This window comes from Chitinophaga sp. CF118, from assembly GCF_900112615.1.
GTDB lineage: Bacteria > Bacteroidota > Bacteroidia > Chitinophagales > Chitinophagaceae > Chitinophaga.
The window spans coordinates 1,254,568-1,271,696 of record NZ_FOMK01000001.1; the positions used below are offsets into that span (position 1 = coordinate 1,254,568).

At 40.4% G+C, this 17,129-nt stretch carries 12 protein-coding genes; 9 read left to right on the forward strand and 3 right to left on the reverse strand.

The features are described from left to right. The first annotated feature begins 48 nt into the window (after positions 1 to 48). The 6 genes from dnaA (at position 49) to BM176_RS04930 (ending at position 10,428) form a co-directional block, all read left to right on the forward strand. Positions 49 to 1,482, forward strand: coding sequence for a chromosomal replication initiator protein DnaA (gene dnaA / locus BM176_RS04905; RefSeq protein ID WP_090100128.1), 1,434 nt, complete (start codon positions 49 to 51; stop codon positions 1,480 to 1,482). 173 nt (positions 1,483 to 1,655) lie between these two features. Next, complete coding sequence (locus BM176_RS04910; protein WP_090100130.1) at positions 1,656 to 2,222, forward strand: RNA polymerase sigma factor; 567 nt, start codon at positions 1,656 to 1,658, stop codon at positions 2,220 to 2,222. A 139-nt stretch (positions 2,223 to 2,361) separates the two neighbouring features. Next, on the forward strand, positions 2,362 to 3,324 hold the full coding sequence (locus BM176_RS04915) for a FecR family protein (RefSeq protein WP_090100142.1): 963 nt from the start codon (positions 2,362 to 2,364) through the stop codon (positions 3,322 to 3,324). 100 nt (positions 3,325 to 3,424) lie between these two features. After that, positions 3,425 to 6,808: a SusC/RagA family TonB-linked outer membrane protein gene (locus tag BM176_RS04920; protein ID WP_090100144.1), complete on the forward strand. Its 3,384-nt coding sequence runs from the start codon at positions 3,425 to 3,427 to the stop codon at positions 6,806 to 6,808. Between the two features lie 22 nt (positions 6,809 to 6,830). Continuing rightward, positions 6,831 to 8,342, forward strand: coding sequence for a RagB/SusD family nutrient uptake outer membrane protein (locus tag BM176_RS04925; RefSeq protein ID WP_090100146.1), 1,512 nt, complete (start codon positions 6,831 to 6,833; stop codon positions 8,340 to 8,342). Between the two features lie 256 nt (positions 8,343 to 8,598). Further along, positions 8,599 to 10,428, forward strand: coding sequence for an alkaline phosphatase (locus BM176_RS04930; RefSeq protein WP_090100148.1), 1,830 nt, complete (start codon positions 8,599 to 8,601; stop codon positions 10,426 to 10,428). Here the strand turns inward: BM176_RS04930 and BM176_RS04935 are convergent, their stop codons facing one another. After that, positions 10,429 to 11,019: a 2OG-Fe(II) oxygenase gene (locus tag BM176_RS04935; RefSeq protein WP_090100150.1), complete on the reverse strand. Its 591-nt coding sequence runs from the start codon at positions 11,017 to 11,019 to the stop codon at positions 10,429 to 10,431. 133 nt (positions 11,020 to 11,152) lie between these two features. Here BM176_RS04935 and BM176_RS04940 point away from each other — a divergent pair, with 133 nt between their 5' ends. After that, complete coding sequence (locus BM176_RS04940) at positions 11,153 to 11,935, forward strand: fatty acid desaturase family protein (RefSeq protein WP_090100153.1); 783 nt, start codon at positions 11,153 to 11,155, stop codon at positions 11,933 to 11,935. A gap of 133 nt (positions 11,936 to 12,068) precedes the next feature. Here BM176_RS04940 and BM176_RS04945 read toward each other — a convergent pair whose 3' ends face one another. Next, the gene (locus BM176_RS04945) at positions 12,069 to 12,791 is read right to left on the reverse strand and encodes an HNH endonuclease (protein WP_090100155.1); all 723 of its coding nucleotides are present in this window, start codon (positions 12,789 to 12,791) and stop codon (positions 12,069 to 12,071) included. Positions 12,792 to 13,197: 406 nt separating this feature from the next. Between BM176_RS04945 and BM176_RS04950 the strand changes: the two genes are divergently transcribed. Further along, positions 13,198 to 13,791, forward strand: coding sequence for a DUF6624 domain-containing protein (locus BM176_RS04950; protein ID WP_143097710.1), 594 nt, complete (start codon positions 13,198 to 13,200; stop codon positions 13,789 to 13,791). A 213-nt stretch (positions 13,792 to 14,004) separates the two neighbouring features. On the opposite strand, the gene BM176_RS04955 is transcribed toward BM176_RS04950, so the two are convergent. Beyond that, positions 14,005 to 15,636 (reverse strand): M28 family metallopeptidase, encoded by a 1,632-nt coding sequence (locus BM176_RS04955; protein ID WP_090100159.1) that lies wholly within the window; start codon positions 15,634 to 15,636, stop codon positions 14,005 to 14,007. Between the two features lie 344 nt (positions 15,637 to 15,980). Between BM176_RS04955 and BM176_RS04960 the strand changes: the two genes are divergently transcribed. Further along, positions 15,981 to 17,126 carry an AAA family ATPase gene (locus BM176_RS04960; RefSeq protein ID WP_090100161.1) on the forward strand — a complete coding sequence of 382 codons (1,146 nt, stop codon included), beginning with the start codon at positions 15,981 to 15,983 and terminating at the stop codon, positions 17,124 to 17,126. Positions 17,127 to 17,129 lie beyond the last annotated feature (3 nt).

Genomic DNA, 17,129 nt, shown 5'->3' on the forward strand with positions numbered 1-17,129 from the left:
TCGAGAAACAATCCTTAATTCAAGAACAACGTAATCTTTAAAATCTCAATGAATAAAACTTGCGACCAAGTTTGGGAAAGGTGTCTTAATATAATTAGGGATATTGTGGAATGGCAGCCATTTAAAACCTGGTTTGAACCTATTAAACCAATACAACTTGAAAACAATGTTTTAACCATTCAGGTCCCCAGTCAGTTCTTTTATGAATATCTTGAAGAGCACTACGTAGGATTATTGGGTAAAACAATTAAGCGTGAACTGGGAAAAGAAGCCCGGTTAGAGTATCGTATCGTGGTGGAAAACGGTACTCCTCATCAGCATCCTAAAACGGTGAACATGCCAACGCAGTTTACCAAATCAAAAAAAGATAGTGATGTTGATTTTCCGCTGACCATTCAAAACCCGGTTAAGAACCCATTCGTAATACCAGGCATCAAACGTGTACAGATAGATTCTCAGCTGAATCCTCATTATACTTTCGAATCTTATATTGAAGGTGACTGTAACCGTGTTGCCCGCAGAGCCGGTAAAACGGTTTCTGAAAAACCCGGTGGCACCTCTTTTAATCCGTTGGTTATATATGGTAGTGTAGGATTAGGTAAAACACACCTGGCGCAAGCCATCGGTAATGAAGTGAAACGCGTACATCCCACCAAAGCGGTATTGTATGTAAGCGCTGAAAAATTCATCAACCAGTTTATCGATCATTCCAAGAATAGTATCATCAATGACTTCATTCACTTTTACCAGTTGATTGATGTATTAATAGTAGATGATATCCAATTCTTTGCCAGGGCAGAAAAAACACAGGATGCCTTCTTTGCTATCTTCAATCACCTGCATCAATCCGGTAAACAACTCATATTAACATCCGACAAACCACCCAAAGATCTGGATGGCTTACAGGAAAGATTACTGAGCCGTTTCCGCTGGGGACTAAGTGCAGATATGCAAATGCCCGACTTTGAAACACGCATGGAAATATTAGAAATGAAAATGCGTAATGATGGTCTGGAAATGCCAAAAGAAGTAGTCAAGTATGTTGCCTATAATATTCAAAGTAACGTACGTGAGCTGGAAGGTGCACTAATCTCCTTATTGGCACAATCTTCCCTTAACAGGAAAGAAATTGACCTTGAACTGGCTAAACGTGTACTAAAATCTTTTGTAAAAACTTCTTCCAAAGAAATTACCATCGAAAGCATCCAGAAAATGGTATGCGAGTATTTTGATGTGCCTTATGATAAACTGCTGCAAAAAACACGTAAACGTGAAATTGTACAGGCAAGGCAGATTACTATGTATCTCGCTAAATCATTCACTAAAAATTCATTAAAAACCATCGGTGAACATTTTGGCGGCCGCGATCACACTACCGTGATCCACTCCTGCCAGACTGTAAAAGACCTGATGGATACCGATAACACATTCCGTGACAATGTGATCGAATTGCAACAAAAAGTGCAACTGGCAGCTATGTAAATTACCCCCCTATATAAACCTTATTAAAAAAGTCCCCGCAAATCCTGCCGGGACTTTTTTTTTTGCTACCAGTTTTGCGATTAACTTTATTATATTGTGCTTAACAATTTCATAATTCACGTATAGAGGAAGCTTAGATAACAACCAATAACTTTGTGGCACGTAATTGTCTTATGCCAAAAGAATATCAACATAGTTTATGGAATTCTATCCGGCTTGGTAATGAAAAGGCCTTCCGACAGTTATTTGATGAATACTGGGAAGCCCTCTATTGCTATGCCTGTAAGATCACCAGAGATCATTCACTCGCACAAGACATTGTTCAGGGATTGTTCATTCACCTTTGGGAAAAGCATTCTTCCCTTCCGGAAGTAAAAGTGGTTCTCCCTTACCTGCACAGCGCACTGAAAAACCGTTTGCTAAATGCTCTCCGTGACGAAAACCTCTATCAACGCCACGTAGACATCTTTAAAGAAACAAATAAGGAAAACGATCATTCTGCCGTTGAACACCTGCAGTTTAAGGAAACTGAAAGATTATTGCATCAATCCATTAATCAGTTACCAGGGAAAATGAAGGACGTATTTTACCTTCACCGTATAGAAAATCTTTCCGTAGCAGAAATTGCCCTGCTCCAGGGCACTTCCCCCCAAACTATCCGTAACCAGCTGAATACAGCCCTGCAAAAAATAAAATCTTTCTGGGTCATAGAAATACTGATTGTACTCTGGTTATTATAAGACTCCTATTCAATATTTCATTATAACATTCTGCAAACGGCTGGCTCCGGCAGGACTTTTTTGTTACCAAATTGTTAACGACTCTACCCAGATAGTTATTCCTCCTTCCTGAAGTGTCTTCTTATAAACCAACTTAAGTTTGGACAAAGGGACATTATCGTTATTACTGAAAAAATTCAGGCAGGGTACCTGCACTCCGGAGGAACAGCAGCTTTTATACAAATGGCTGGATGCTCTGGAACAGGACGATACCTCTCCTGCATCATTATCGGCTGCTGAAAGGCAAACCATTAAACAGGAAATGCAGCAACAAATATTTCCTGTTGCAAAAAACAATACGCGCCTCCTTTTAATGAGGGTGGCAGCCGTAGTATTACCATTGGTGATTGCCAGTTATTTCATTTTGCATTATAAAGAAGACTCTCGCAGTAAACAATACGTTGCAGACAAAACATGGCATACCGTACATAATACTGGTAACCATCTGCAAAAGGTAATATTGCCAGACCATTCTATTGTATTATTAGGGCGCTACAGTACCATTCAATTCCCGGAACATTTTTCCGGTCCGGAAAGACCGGTAAAGATCCTGGAAGGAAAGGCCTTCTTTGAAACGGTAACTGATACCCGGCATCCATTTATAGTAGAAGATGCCTCAGGAATCCGAACTACGGTATTAGGAACTTCCTTTACTGTAGAAACCAGCCGCACACTCCGGATATCCAGGGTTGCCGTTGCTACCGGCAAGGTGAAAGTGCAGGGCGTGGGAACCAAACCCACTGTATTACTGCCTGCTCAGCGGCTTACTTTCAGAGAGAATAATACTACTCCCAGGCAGGATAGTATCAGTACTGACGATCTCATGGCATGGACAAAAGAAGAGATCGTATTACGCAATGCGACACTACAGGAATTGCTACTCACAATAAAGAATCAATACGGTATCACGGCCACAACATCCCTGAATGTAAACCAGGGAAATTACACTATCCGCTTTCCAGCGACAATGGCGCTACCGGAGGTATTAGACATCATTCAAAAAATCAGTTACAAACCAAAAATTCATTTTACTATGCAAAAGGATCAACTGAGTATCTACTAAAAATTCAATAATCGATTTTCAGATTACGATCTATCCAACTTATCACGGCATTAAAACACCGGACTGACATTGTCATGCCTTTACCTTAACAAAAACTGATATGCAAAAGGACAACCGCTTTTTCTCTACACGCATCAAATCCGCTTTCACGGTCGGGATGGCATTGCTGCTACTCGCCTCAGAAGCAATCGCACTGCCTACAACGGCACAGGCGCTGCACAAAATGCTACAAAAATTTCAGGTACAGCAGGGCAGCCTTTCTGCTGCACTAAAAAAATTAGAATCTACAGCACAGATCAACCTGGCTTATGATGAAGAAGCCCTGAAAAAAATTCAGGTACATGCCAGTACTTATCAGCGTAAAACTGTAGTCAACATTTTACAGGACCTGCTAAGCCATTCATCTTTAAAATATGAAGAACGATATAATACAGTTCTTATTTATGACAGTACCACAATGCCCTCAGCATCTTTACAACAAAAGGCTGCTGAAAAAATCACACTGACGGGGTTGGTATCAGATAAGAATGGTCCGCTGATCGGAGCTACGGTACTGATAAAAGGAACCACCAATGGTACAGGTACCGATGGCAGCGGACAGTTTAAACTAACTGCAGACGATGGCGGCAACCTTATTCTGGCAATCAGCATGATCGGATATAAAACACAGGAAATAACCGTCGGCAACCAACGCAGCTTCCAGGTAGTACTGGTGGAAAACAGTCTGAACCTGAACCAGCTGGTAGTAGTAGGTTATGGTACACAGCGCAAAGCCACCGTATCCGGTGCAATAGCAGATGTACAATTGGATAAACTCAGCTCCCGTTCACTCAATGATATGGCAGAGGCCTTACAGGGAAAAGCGCCTGGTGTATTTGTTCAGAATAACGGAGGAGATCCAACCTCTACACCTAAGGTATATATCCGCGGTATGGGCGGTATAAACGGAGAAGAACCGCTGTATGTAGTAGATGGTTCTATCTACACAGGTGGTCCGTTAAACCCGAATGATATTGAATCCATGAATGTATTGAAAGATGCGTCTGCAGCTATTTATGGTGCAAGGGCTTCCGGTGGTGTGGTATTGATCACTACTAAAAAAGGGAAGGAAGGCACTGCGACTGTTACCCTGGATGCTAAAACAGGATGGCAGTATGCGGCTAAAAAACTGGATGTATTAAACGCGAAAGAATTTGCAGATGTAGAGAACACTGCATATGATGCAGCCGGAATTCCACGTGCAGATGCATTCAATGCCAGTATCTACCCCGACGGACAAATTACCCGCACCAACTGGCAGGATGAAATTTTCCGTACAGGTAAAATTCAGGACTATAATGTAGGTGTTAAAGGAGGTACAGATAAAGCAAGATATTATATGGGCTTTGGATATCGTAACAATGAAGGTATACTGCTGAATACAAAATCAGAACGTTACTCCTTCCGTATGAATTCCGATGCACAGATCAAACCATGGTTAAAAATAGGAGAAAATCTCTCTTACACCTATACCAATGGAAATGGTGCAAATACAACCAGCCCATATACTGGAGCTATCTACACCGCATTGGGCTATCCTACTAATGTTACGCCTTACACAGCAACCGGAGCATTCAGTGGAATGCCAGTTGCATATGCAGCATCTTATGGAGACCTTGCCAATCCGGTAGCGATATTGAGCAGACTGGATGATCACAAACCAGTAAATAACATCAATATCAATCCATATGCAGAAGTGCGTATTACAAAAAATCTGTTGTTCCGTTCCAACTTTGCGATCACTAAATCATTCAGTGATCAGAAAACATTCACCACGCGTGCATTGGAAATAGGTAAGATTAATTCTACTAATGAACTCTATGAAGAGATCAATAATTTTACTGAGCTCCTGTCTGAACAAACGCTGACCTACACCAAACAGTTTGGATATCACAATGTAAATGCAGTGGCAGGTTATACGTACCAGCATCATGATGGGACCAGTCTCACTGCTGATGCCAGTGGATTTAATGATGAGAGGAATGCGTACCGTTATTTTAATAATGCCACTTCATATGTAGCCCCGACCAGCGGCAGGGATCAGAGCGCATTGGAATCTTTTCTGGCACGTATAAACTACGACTACAAAAGCAAATACCTGCTGACAGTACTCGGACGTCGTGATGGTAGTTCCCGTGTATCTTCTCTGAGCCGTTACCAGAATTATTATTCTGTTTCCGGTGGTTGGGTATTAACAGAAGAATCGTTTCTACAGCATAATGATGTGCTAAGCTTTTGGAAATTACGCGCCAGCTACGGTTTGCTGGGCAACCTGGCTAGTTTGCCTTCAAACGTTCTCGACATACCACTTAAATCCGTCAATATCTACACAGGTGCAAATGGTACACAGGCGGCAGGTCTGGCTCAGGATGCATTATCTAATCCTTACCTGAAATGGGCAGATTCAAAGCAGGTGAACTTCGGTACAGACATCGCACTGTTTAAAAACAGTCTTTCTGTAACTGCAGATTATTTTATCAAGACAACCAATAATATGATCCTGCTGACAACTTCTCCAAGCACATCAGGCGTAAGCACTGGTATGTATAAGAACATGGGTAATGCACGTGATAATGGTATTGAATTAGGCATCACTTATAATGGCAAAGCAGGTAAAGACCTTACCTATAATATAGGTGCTACGCTGAGTAAAATAAATAATAAACTGATATCCCTGGAAACCGGACGTGATGAAATGCCTGGCACTGCCACCATATACGTGCGTGGTACGCTGAATCCGCTTGTTACCCGGGTAGGCAATCCTATTTATGCATATAGTGTTATTAAAACTGCCGGTATCTTCCAGACACAGGCTGAAATTGATAATTACAAAAGCAAAGATGGTACGGTAATCCAGCCGAATGCAAAACCAGGCGACCGTAAATTTGTTGACCATGATGATAATGGTAAAATTGATAACAAAGACAGACAGATTGTAGGTAGTCCTTATCCTGGTTTTACCTATGGATTCAGCCTTAACCTGAACTATAAAGGTTTTGATCTGAACGTATTTGCACAGGGCGTACAAGGTAACAAACTGTTCAACGCGTTGAAATATACCAATATGAACCCCAGCATAGGTACCAATTATAACATGCTGAAAGGGATCTTAAATGCATGGACTCCTACTAATACCAATACTGATGTAACACGTGTTATTGCTAAAGATGCAAACGGCAACTATGGAAATACATCTGATTGGTACATAGAAAACGGTTCTTATCTGCGTATTAAAAACGTAACACTGGGTTACACGCTTCCAGCTAGTCTTACCAACCAGGCCCACATTGGCGCTGTTCGTTTGTACGTAACTGCAAATAACCTGTTCACATTCACCAAATACAAAGGATATGATCCTGAAGTTGGGATGGATGAATTGGGTATAGATTCAGGACGTTACCCTCAGGCAAGAAGCATATTAATGGGACTGAACGTAAATTTCTAATTAAGTACAAATGTTGACGACAATGAAACACATCATAAAGAATATCGTACTTTCTCTGGCAGGTATTTCCCTGCTGGCAGCATGTAATAAAAAGCTGGAGATTACTCCGGAAGGTGCTCCTACCAGTAGTAACTTCTGGCAAACGTCGGGAGATGCTGTATCCGGTTCGAATGCTATGTATGACCAGTTCGACAATGAGAATTTTTACGGACGTGGTTACTGGTGGTTTATCAATGCCAGCGATGATATGGTAACCGGACGTGTAAAAGCTGAAGGTGATAATATCAAGAACTTTAACAGCACTTTCATTGGAGGATCTTATACAGAAACCCAATGGAAAATGAGATACATCGTGATTAAGCGTGCGAACGATGTAATCACTCATGTTCCATCTATCGTGATGGATGAAGCCTTGAAAAACCGCATCCTGGGTGAAGCATATTTCTTAAGCGGATTGATGTACTTTGAACTGGCTTACACATACGGCGATGCACGTGCTGGTGTTCCTATCGTATCACGGGATAGTGTTCTCTCAGATAAGGCTATTGCCCGTTCTGCAAATGTGAACCTTGTGTATGATTATGTAGAGAGTGAACTGAAACAGGCAGCTGCACATTTGCCATACTTTGATACATATGGCGCAGATACATATGGCCGTCCTCACAAAACTGCCGCTTATGCATTCCTGAGCAAAATGTTTCTTTACAAAAAGGATTATGCCAATGCAGCAAAATATGCAGACTCTGTTATACTGAGTGGGAAACATAAATTACTGGACAACTTTGCAGATGTATTTACAATCGCGAACAACTGGACAAGTGAATATATCTGGTCAGTCTATTCTAATGTTAAAGGTGCCAGCGGATGGGGGAGCATCTTACCAGGTGTAATGCTGGAAAACAAAGGATGGGGCGCATACAATGGCTGGGGATATTACATGCCTACCAAAGAACTGTATGATGCCTATGAATTTGGTGATAAAAGAAGAGAAGCTACCATCCTGAAACCTGGAGATGTATTTACTTACTTCGGTGAAGAAAAAACATATGCATCTACCAACAGCCTGTCGGGTTACCAGTTCCGTAAATATATGGAACCATTCTCTTATGCAAATAAGATTCACGTCAGCCCTAACGGAGACCACCCTACTACAGATCTGAACCTGCCATTGATCCGCTACGCAGAGGTAATACTGATCAAGGCGGAAGCGAAGCTGATGCAGGGACAGAATGCTGATGCGGAGATCAATATGATCAGGCATCGTGCCGGCCTGGCAGATACTACCAATGCAGACATGAATGAGCTAAAGATCCAGCGTCGTTGCGAATTAGCAGGCGAATGGGCCAACCGTCACTTTGACCTGGTTCGCTGGGGCGATGCACAGGCTACTTATGCTCAGCCATTGCATGGAGCTTCTGGTAGCGTTGTATGGCCTGCACGTACTTTTGATCCTGCTAAACACAATGTATGGCCCATACCTCAGGTTGAGGTAATCAGCAGCAACGGTGTAGTAACCCAAAATGTTGGTTGGTAATTATAATTGAAGATCTTAAGAATACAGGGGGATAACATAATTGATGTCCAACTATTTCCAGGGGCGTATCAAAGTCTGATACGCCCCTAAATTTTTAGTCCTCTTTTGATGTAATAATCAGCTCATGATTTATTATATTTCGGAGCCGGTTTAAAAATCTCGCGTAGGTAATCGCTTTTACACAATTCCTAACGCGTTCATTTTACTTTTTAATCGACCCACTATTCTTATTAATTAACAAACTGCTTATACTCTCATGATCAGAAACAGCTTTATTTCTCTCTCCCTTCTGACTGTAGCCTCCCTTGCCACAGCCCAGGAAAGGGTATACACACCAATGAATGCACATGCGCATAATGATTATGAACACTCCATTCCATTCTACACCGCTTACTATCGTAACTTTGGTTCTATTGAAGCCGATGTTTATGAAAAGAATGGACAATTATTAGTTGCTCATGAGGAGAAAGATATTGACAGCGACCGTTCTTTGGAAAAGCTTTACCTGCAACCATTAAAAACGATTATTAAAAAGAATGGCGGCACTGCTTATAAAAACAGTCAGGATACATTACAACTGTTAATAGATTTTAAAACAGCGGGTATTCCTACCATAAAAGCATTGGTACAAATACTCAACCGTTATCCGGAGATCAGCAAAAACCCAACTGTACAAATATTAATCAGCGGTGAACAACCGGCTCCGGCTTTATGGTCACAATACCCTGCATACATTCATTTCGATGGTAAACGTACTATACAATATACTCCTGCTCAGGCAGCACGTATACCTCTCTATAGTACAGATATCAAAACATTTACCAACTGGAATGGAAAAGGGATCATCGTAAAAGCAGAGAAAGATCATTTGCAACATTGGATAGATAGTGTTCATCAGGCAGGTAAAAAGATTCGTATCTGGGGAACAGCGGATAACGCGAATACCTGGAAAACCCAAATGAATATGGGTGCTGATTATATTGGTACAGACAAGATAGAAGCTCTATCTGATTTCCTCTCCAACCGTTCCAATATAGAATATCATGGTAGTGCAGCACCACACGCCTTATACAAAGCCCGTTATGTAAATAACGATAGTATGACGGCTGTGAACAATGTAATCCTGCTCATTGGTGATGGCATGGGATTAACACAGATCTATGCGGGATTTACAGGTAACCGCGGACAACTAAACCTCCTGCAGATGATCAATATCGGATTTTCAAAAACCTATTCTTCCGATAGTTATATTACTGATTCTGCTGCAGGTGGTACCGCAATGGCTACCGGTCATAAAACGAATAACCGTTACATCGGGGTAGATGCTACAGGTGTAAAGTTACCGGCGATCCCTGATGTTTTGGAACCTTCCGGCATAGTAAGTGGATTAATCAGTTGCGGAGATATTACTGATGCAACTCCGGCAGCTTTTTATGGTCATGTATCAGATAGAAGTGGAGAAGATGATATTGCAAAAGACTTCTTAAGCAGCCCTGTAAAGATCATGATTGGCGGAGGTTCTAAACATTTTAACAAACGTGCTGACAGTCTTAATATGCCTGCTCTGCTCAAAGAGAAAGGATATACGTTCAGTACCCATTTTGATGACATCGATACTATTCAGTCGAAGAAGTGGCTGCTGTTACCTCCGAGTGCTGAATTATCTATGTTAAACGGCAGAGGAGAATTTCTAAGCAGGTCATTGCAGAAAACAATCCGGACATTGGGCAATAAGTTCTTTATTATGGCGGAAGGTGCACAGATTGATTACGGCGGGCATGTCAACAATCTTCCTTATGTGATCACAGAGATGATGGACTTTGATAAAGCAATAGGTGAAGCCATGAAATTTGCAGATGAAGATGGTCATACTTTAGTAATCGTAACAGCAGATCATGAAACCGGCGGTTTAAGCCTGTTAGATGGCGATATCAGCAAAGGCTATGCTGACGGTAATTTCAGCACCAATGATCACACATCTGTAATGGTTCCTGTATTTGCATATGGACCACATTCATTAGAATTCAGAGGTGTGTATGAGAATACCGAAATATTTGAAAAGATTGTCCGCTTGCTGAAGAAGTAGTTATCGCTTCAACCAACCAGTGATACTCATTCTTGGCTTATTGGTGATCAGCACTTCATGCTCCAATTCACTGCTTTTAAAAAAAACGCTCTTACCTCCGGTAGGAGCGATTTTGTATACTTCCTCTTCGTGGTAAATAGATAACTGTCCGCCATCTCCTTCCATCCAGTTCTCATTCAGGTAAATGATCATTGAATACTGGCGGCTTTCATTATTCCGGAACTGATCCAGATGCTTTTTATAAAAGCTACCCGTTTCATAGAGTGCATAATGAAATTCATATCCGGTAATACCGGTATAGCAACTGCTGTTCAGATAACTCACAAAGTTATCCATCAGATCAAAAAAAGCATTTTCGTGTTGATTGTTATGTTCTTTGTCCAGCCAATAGATCACATCACTTCTCACCAGCTTATTCTGTACTACAATACTATCATTCCCTATTCCTGCAGCCTGCATATGTTTTTGTTCATATAGGTTGTTCAGGTTATTCTTGAGGTGACCAGCCAGTTGTTCACTTAAAAAGTTGTTGGCAATCCCTACTTTAGTTTCTATGAAACTATTGATGAGTACATCAAAGATCTCTTGCAAAGAACGATAGATTAGATCTGACTGTATTGTCAGCAGAGGGCAAGGTAGGCTTAATAAGTGATAAGGTGATTTTTATCATATGCCAGTATTACATGATCCGTAGTTTTGTAAGATCTTATCTAAATCTTCAGATATGACACATCCCGAAATCCTGAAAAGAGTTGAGTGGAAAGACCTGAAAAGCCTTTCGATAAAAGAAATGCTGATTGAGAACAACCTTACCATTCCCTGGGCACTTACTTCCTGGATACTTGCCTACTTTGGTTATTACATCCTTACCCTCCCCTTTTCTGCGTTCTTCTTTTTAACGGGTTTACGACAAGTACATAACGGGTTTCATAATTCATTGGGAACAAACAGGTTTCTTACCTGGTTCTCCCTGTACTCCAACAGCATATTAATGATGGCATCCATTCATGCAGTTAAATTCAATCATATCAGGCATCATAAATATTGTTTGTCTGAAGAAGATTATGAAGGAAAATCAGCGGGAATGAGTTGGTATGGAGCCATCTTTTACGGGCCTGTTCATATGTTCCTGATCCACAAAGTAACCCTGCAGCTGGGTAATAAAAAGTATGTAAAAAATGTGTTAATAGAATTAATATCCATTGCTCTCTTTACTTTCCTGGTCTTTTATTTCAACATCCACTTCCTCATCTATCATATTATTGTAATGGTAATCGGAGAGTTCCTGATGGCTTTCTTTGCTGTATGGACTGTCCATCATGATACGGAAGAACACCCTGAATTCGCCAGAACACAAAGGGGTGGCTGGAAGAATAAAATCACATTCAGTATGTTCTACCACCTGGAACATCATCTGTTTCCCGCTGTACCAACTATTAAACTTCCTGAATTAGCTAAAAGAATAGATCAGGTACTACCTGATCTGGAAAAGAAAACCACTTTCTGATGGATAAATGGATTCTTTCGAGGCCTTTTACATTACTTATAGATCAAAAGAATATCTTGACAGCATATTGGTACTCATCACATAAATAGCTTCAATAAAGGCTTTTCCAATAAGTAAGCTGTGCTATCAATCTTTAACACAAGCGTTTTTGGATGAGCGCTTTAATTTCTTCAAAGTGATGTGTTTTGAGATTTCTATGTATTATTCTATGGCAATTTGCGCAGACCAACGCTAGGTCAGATAGTGACGTTTGTGCACGTACGCTTATCTGTGCTAGCGGCGTACGATGGTGGCATTCTATAAACCCATTACCAATTTCCCCATAAAAATTTTCGAAATCAAAATCACAGATTTCACAGCTCAGTTTCCCATATATTTCGATAACGCGCTCCTTTTTCTTTTTAACTATTGTAGAATTTCGTTCTATAACCTTATGTAATTTATATAAGATACTCCCCTCTAAAACAGTAACATCATCATCTTCCACTAATGAAATTGCAGTTTTCACATCTATATTACTGATGGCTGCTTTAATACTAGTAGCAATGATTTTCAACTCTGACCTTTTATTTGAGAACTCAATAAATAATTCCTGATCCAGTATCGATCCTCTTGTCATTCCTTTTCCATTATAGTCATTATCAAAGGGAAGAAAATTGCACAGTTTAAGAGTGACACCATTAGGATTTCTAAATCTTTGTTCATCAGGCTTATGAGCAAAAAGAGGTAATTCATTGAGTATTCTACTCAAATTTATAATATTAGGATTATTACTATCTAAGGAGCCTCTGTCAGGGTTGAAATATAGATCAAGCGCTAGAATAATTTCATCCCTGTGCCATTTAGGATTTCTCATTCAAAAAATACGTGGGGGATTATGAATTCGATACTACAAGTACAAATTTAATTGATTAGTGGCGATTATGATTATTTAATTGCGCATTTATGTAAATCAACTTTAGTTCTAATACGAAGGAGTAATCATTTAGACATATTTGACAAGGACAAATAGTGGTCAACGTCCTCCGGAATCTACAGCAAGGGAAGTATTTGCCAGTTGGCGTAGTATTTATAAATGTTTCTGACTGTGGACATCCTATTTTGTTTGTAGTCATTCGATCAAACATCTTTAAGAAGATCCCGTTTGATACTGTTAATCCATCGGATAGCATGTAGTGCTTTGTTCATCATATGAAATTCAGTAAATTGGGGGGAGGCTTTAGTGCGGTTGAAAAGATAAACCCTCATACAATATTATAGTTATGAACAAGAGAGCTCTTTTACTATTGTTGTTATTCCCCTCCTGCATAAGCAATAACAATAAACATCTGAGGGATGAGCTATTGTTCATCTTCCACCAGGATCAACTTTACAGAGCGCAACTTTCACACTCAAATAGTGAAGCAGAAACTAATAAACTCTGGGAAAAACAGGGTCTCATAGATTCACTTAATTTAATCAGAGTTGTAAAAATACTTGACTCCATGGGCAACCCTGGGAAATCTATTGTTGGGGATCTTGCAAATGAAGCCTGCTTTTTTGTTATTCAACATGCGGATCTTAAATACCAGGAAAAATATCTGCCTATGTTTATGGATGCTGCCAGTAAAAACGAACTGCCTTTAAAATCTGTTGTAATGATGATTGACAGAGTACGGATTGAAAAAGGAGAAAAGCAATTGTATGGTACGCAAATGATCCCCGTACAGGATCCCAAAACAGGTTATAACACAGATCAATATCAATTTGCTCCAATTGAAGATGAGAAGAATGTAAATAAAAGGCGACTGCCCGCAGGATTAGATTCTATAGAAGTACAGGCCAGGGAGAACAATATTAAGTATGTTCACATATGATATTAATTAAAGATTTCAATGTCGGAACTTAGACAACTACTTGGACAAAATGTCCAAGTAGTTGTCTAAGTTCCGACATTTTAGTATACGATTTGATTATAGGTTGGACAACTTGTCCAACTTATTGTCTAAGTTACTCTCCCTAGTCTGTGTGTAACAAAAAAGCGAATGAAGCATACACCTCATTCGCTTTTTCATTATAGTATTAATCACTTATTTCCTCTTATCCTTAAACTCTGATCCCTTTTTCCATCCCGGGAACTTATTTTCATTACTCAGTGTCACGCCTACATCAAAAAGGAATCGTACATCTTCTACCATTCCTGAAAACTCCCAGGTACTATCCAACTGGTCAAAAGGGGAATGATAACGTTCACGTCCATATGCAGAAGCGTGCATAGGTGCCCATGCGGAATCATGATATACGGATATATTTCCGCTGCCAGGGTATAATGCTGGTACGCCTACTTTAGCAAAGTTGAAATGATCTGAACGGAAAAACCAGCCACCTGAAGGATTTGCTTCTGGTATTATGATTCTGCCTTGCTTCTTAGCGGCTGCCTCAGCATAATCGTCAAGATCAGACTGACCAAGGCCCATAATGGTAATATCTTTCGTACGACCAAAGAAATTCAGCACATCCATATTAATATCGGCAACAGTAGAATCCAGCGGATATACGGGGTGTGAAGCATAGTATTCTGAACCTAGTAAACCCTGTTCTTCACCAGTGAGTGCGATGAAAAGAACAGAACGTTTAGGGTGCTGTTTTAGTTTGCTGAAAGCAGTTGCCAGTTGCAGGAGTGCAGCGGAACCAGACGCATTATCTGCGGCACCATTGTAGATAGAATCTCCTTTGATCGCTTCTCCTACACCAAGATGATCCCAGTGTGCAGTATAGATGATATATTCATTTGGCAGAGAGATGCCTGGCCATTTTGCCAGTACATTATGTGATGTTGATTTCCTGATCTTATTGTTAATTACCATGGAAGTTGTTACATCCAATGGAATCGCTTTAAACCCGCGATGTTTAGCCTGTTGCATCACGCTATCGGATACACCGGCAAGCTTGAACAACTGTTTTGCAGATCCCTGAGAGATCCAGCCTTCCATTGCTGCGCGTGACATATTATCATCTGGCGTTTGCAAATCAAGACGGGGTTTGGACCAGCCACTACGCACTACAGCCCAGCCATAACTGGCGGGCAACTGATCATGAATGATGATAATACCGGTAGCTCCCTGGCGGGCAGCTTCCTCAAACTTATACGTCCAGCGACCATAATAGGTCATCGTTTTCCCTTTGAAAAGCGTCTTGTCGTAGAACCCTGGGTCATTCACCATCACAACGACAGTCTTTCCCTTCACATCGAGTCCTTCATAATCATTCCAGTTATATTCAGGAGCAACAATCCCAAAGCCGGCAAATACCAATGGGGAATTACTGATACTTACCTTCTCCTGTACACGACGGGTAGCAATTACGTATTCATCAAGATAAGGCAGACTAAGACTCCCATTCTTTCCCTTGAACACCAACGGCCCTTCAGGTTTAGACGTCAGCTCTACCATAGGTACTTCCTGGAAATAGCTGTTGCCGTTACCGGGTTGCAGACCAATTTCCTTAAAGCGCTGCTCCATGTAATGGATCGCTTTTTCTTCACCTGCAGTAAATGGTTTCCTACCCTGGAATTCATCAGAGGCAAGCATACCGATATCTTTTACAAACCCCGCGGAGTCAATAGCTTTAATGGCTGTTGAGTCACTGTTGGCATCATTGTCACCTGAACCCTTACAAGCTGCCAGGGTGGCCAGGCATATTACCAGATAGGATAATTTCATTGAGAGATAGTTTGGGGCTAAGATAAAAAACATATTCTAAATCAATATTGCTATGAGCTGTTCATGAAACACCTGATGGGACTGGTTTTATATTATCGCCATTTAAAAATAAAACCATAACCAATTAATAATGAATGAAATACAAGATAAAAACTTCACATGCTGATATAATTTATTGCAGGATAGCTCTGCAGACTATTGAGTCCAAGCAGAAAAGATGCATGGCCTTTTTTGACAGATACTCCGTTTTTTAGATAAATTGACACAAAAAACAGATTTGGCGTATTTTAGCTTCTTAAATAGCTGCCTGGTTTAACAGGTACTTATTTAAGTGATAATAAAATATGAGCGACCGAAAGTTAAAAGAAGTCACAATTGAAGGATATAAATCAATACAGAGTTTAACAATTTCTGTAAATGATGTAAACGTGCTTATAGGTGCCAATGGTGCAGGGAAAAGTAACTTCATATCTGCTTTTAAATTTCTTCGTAATATCATACAAGAACGTTTACAGATTTCTGTCAGGGAAGCCGGAGGAGCGGATACGCTACTATTTTATGGCAGTAAACAAACTAAAAATTTATCTTTAAGCCTCTCTTTTACATACGATCGTGTGTATAAAATTATCCTTACTCCCTCTGTTGATGACAATCTTTTCTTTGAAGGTGAATATTGTATCCCTGATTCGGGAATGGGTCCAGATGATATGGATAGGTACCTGGAGAATTTCAATCCCGGAGGACTGGAATCAAAGCTAAAGTACAATTCGAAGGCAGAAGATTCATTTTTACGCCCTAACCAGGAACTCATTTATAATACATTATCCACCTGGCGTGTTTATCATTTTCATGATACCAGTGAAAGTGCCGGGGTGAAAAAATATGGCTCGCTTTCTGATAATCACTTTTTATTTGAAGATGCCTCAAACCTGGCGGCATTCTTATATATGCTGCAACGTACAAAAGAAGATTATTATAACAGGATCATAAAGACAATCCGGCTCGTTATCCCCTTCTTTAGTGATTTTTTATTACGCCCTAATCGTCTCAACCCTGATACTATCCGTTTAGAGTGGACTGATAAAAATTCTGAGAAAACATTTTCTGCCAGTTCATTATCAGACGGTTCATTACGTTTCATTTGCCTCGCGACTTTATTATTACAACCAGTGTTACCCGGACTGATTTTATTGGACGAACCTGAGTTAGGGCTGCATCCTGCAGCCATCTCAATATTAGCGGATCTTATTAAGAAAGCTGCTACTAATACACAGGTAATCCTTTCTACTCAGTCTGTAAACCTGGTAAATGAATTTCAACCGGAAGATATTATTGTCGTTAACAGAGAAGGAGATCATACTTCTTTTAAACGGCTGGATAATGAAAGTTTGAAATCCTGGATGAAAGATTATTCGCTGGGGCAATTATGGGAAAGTAATGTAATAGGAGGACGTCCCCCAAAACGACCAACACAGCTTTCATTTCATTAACAA

Coding starts and splice junctions, on each gene's coding strand:
- dnaA (WP_090100128.1), top strand. CDS start 49: ATGAATAAAACTTGCGACCAAGTTTGGGAAAGGTGTCTTAATATAATT.
- BM176_RS04910 (WP_090100130.1), top strand. CDS start 1,656: ATGCCAAAAGAATATCAACATAGTTTATGGAATTCTATCCGGCTTGGT.
- BM176_RS04920 (WP_090100144.1), top strand. CDS start 3,425: ATGCAAAAGGACAACCGCTTTTTCTCTACACGCATCAAATCCGCTTTC.
- BM176_RS04925 (WP_090100146.1), top strand. CDS start 6,831: ATGAAACACATCATAAAGAATATCGTACTTTCTCTGGCAGGTATTTCC.
- BM176_RS04930 (WP_090100148.1), top strand. CDS start 8,599: ATGATCAGAAACAGCTTTATTTCTCTCTCCCTTCTGACTGTAGCCTCC.
- BM176_RS04940 (WP_090100153.1), top strand. CDS start 11,153: ATGACACATCCCGAAATCCTGAAAAGAGTTGAGTGGAAAGACCTGAAA.
- BM176_RS04945 (WP_090100155.1), bottom strand. CDS start 12,791: ATGAGAAATCCTAAATGGCACAGGGATGAAATTATTCTAGCGCTTGAT.
- BM176_RS04950 (WP_143097710.1), top strand. CDS start 13,198: ATGAACAAGAGAGCTCTTTTACTATTGTTGTTATTCCCCTCCTGCATA.
- BM176_RS04955 (WP_090100159.1), bottom strand. CDS start 15,636: ATGAAATTATCCTATCTGGTAATATGCCTGGCCACCCTGGCAGCTTGT.
- BM176_RS04960 (WP_090100161.1), top strand. CDS start 15,981: ATGAGCGACCGAAAGTTAAAAGAAGTCACAATTGAAGGATATAAATCA.